The organism is Stenotrophomonas sp. 05L44_2 (assembly GCF_056665995.1).
On sequence record NZ_JBFTNR010000901.1, the window covers coordinates 1 to 1,408 of the forward strand.

Annotated in this window: 2 protein-coding genes; one reads left to right on the forward strand and one right to left on the reverse strand. The window is 69.5% G+C overall.

Features of this window, described 5'->3' with window-relative positions:
- Positions 1 to 303, forward strand: a 303-nt coding sequence (locus tag AC1VAN_RS21805) for a UTRA domain-containing protein (RefSeq protein ID WP_480986742.1), incomplete at its 5' end; no start/stop codon positions are given.
- Positions 304 to 434: 131 nt separating this feature from the next.
- Here the strand turns inward: AC1VAN_RS21805 and AC1VAN_RS21810 are convergent.
- The coding region (locus AC1VAN_RS21810) for a restriction endonuclease (RefSeq protein WP_480986743.1) at positions 435 to 1,408 on the reverse strand (974 nt) is incomplete at its 5' end.

Consider the following 1,408-nt stretch of genomic DNA (forward strand, 5'->3'; position numbering starts at 1 on the left):
GCGCTGGAGCATCGCCTGATCAGCCCGGTCGGCGTGCCCGAGGTGCTGGAGGTGGATTTCAGCACCACCGCGCCGGGCAGCTGGCTGCTGCAGAACGTGTCGTGGACGCGCGCCCAGCACCGCATCAGCGCCTGGGGCGCCGATGCGCCCACCGCCAGGCTGCTGGACGTGAAGCCCGGTACCGCCTGCCTGGTGATCGAGCGCCTGACCTGGCGCGGCGAACAGCCGATCACCCGCGTGCGCCAGATGTTCCTGGGCGATGCCTGGGACCTGGTCGCCCGTTTCGCACCCGGGGCGCGATAGGGGCGAACCCACGCTCGGCTTCTTCCCTGAGCGCTTTCAGCCAAGCGGGAATGAATCGCCGTGAGTAGATCCACGCCATGCGTGGATGTGGTGCCGAGCAGCCGAGCTCGGCACCATCACGCCTCAGCCTATCAATACGTCGCGCACTGCCGCCAGCGCACCGGCTCATCCACACCGGGGCGGGCGTTGAGCTGCACGCGCACGTTGCGCAGGGCGGGGTAGCGCAGCACTTCCTGGCACACGCGTGGCCACACCGTTTCCAGTTCACCGGTGCGGTTGATGGCCAGCGTCTGCCGGGTCAGCCAGACGCCGCTGGCGATGCCGGATTGACCCGCCAGCGCGCGGGCCAGTTCGGCCTGGTAGCGGTCCAGCGTGGCAGCGTCCGGGTTGGGATTGCTGCGCGTGTCGTCGCCATTCTGCGGCGCGGCTGCGGCGACCATGGGAGCGGGCGCATTCGCGGCGCTGTCCGGCGCGGCGGGCGTCGGCACAGGACGTGCAGCCGGCGGTGCGACAGGTGCAACGGCCGGTGCCGGGATCGGGTCCGCCTGTTCCGGGCGCAGGCCCTGCAGGCCAAGCCCGACCAGCAGGCCCAGCGTCACTGAGGCCAGTGCGGCAATGGCGATGCGGCGCAGCGCCTCATGGCGGGCGATCGCGCGCACGCGGGTCTCAACATCGGCCGGCAGGTAGGGCTGCAGCAGTGGCCACAGGCGCGGACCATCGATTACTTCCACTGCCTGCTTTTCCGCCGCGCCCATGCCATCGCGTTCAACCCGGCCTTCGGTGATCAGCATGCCGCCCTTGGCGCCTGCCAGTCGCGCGGCAGCACCCAGTTCGTTCACCGCAGCGGTGCCGATGCGATAGGCCAGGCCGTGCTTGCACGACACCCGCCAGGTGTTCGGTCCATCGCTGAGCAGGAAATCGCTGCTCGGCTCGCGGCTTTCCTCGCTCGGATCCTGCAGTTCACGCAGGCCGCGCTGCTCGCGCAGCATGCGCTTGATCAGCGTGGAAAACTCACGCCAGTGCATGCCCGCCAAGGCCTGCAGGCCCAGTTGCATTTCGGTACGTCGACGCTTGAACCACCACAGGTACACGGTGGCCAGGGTGC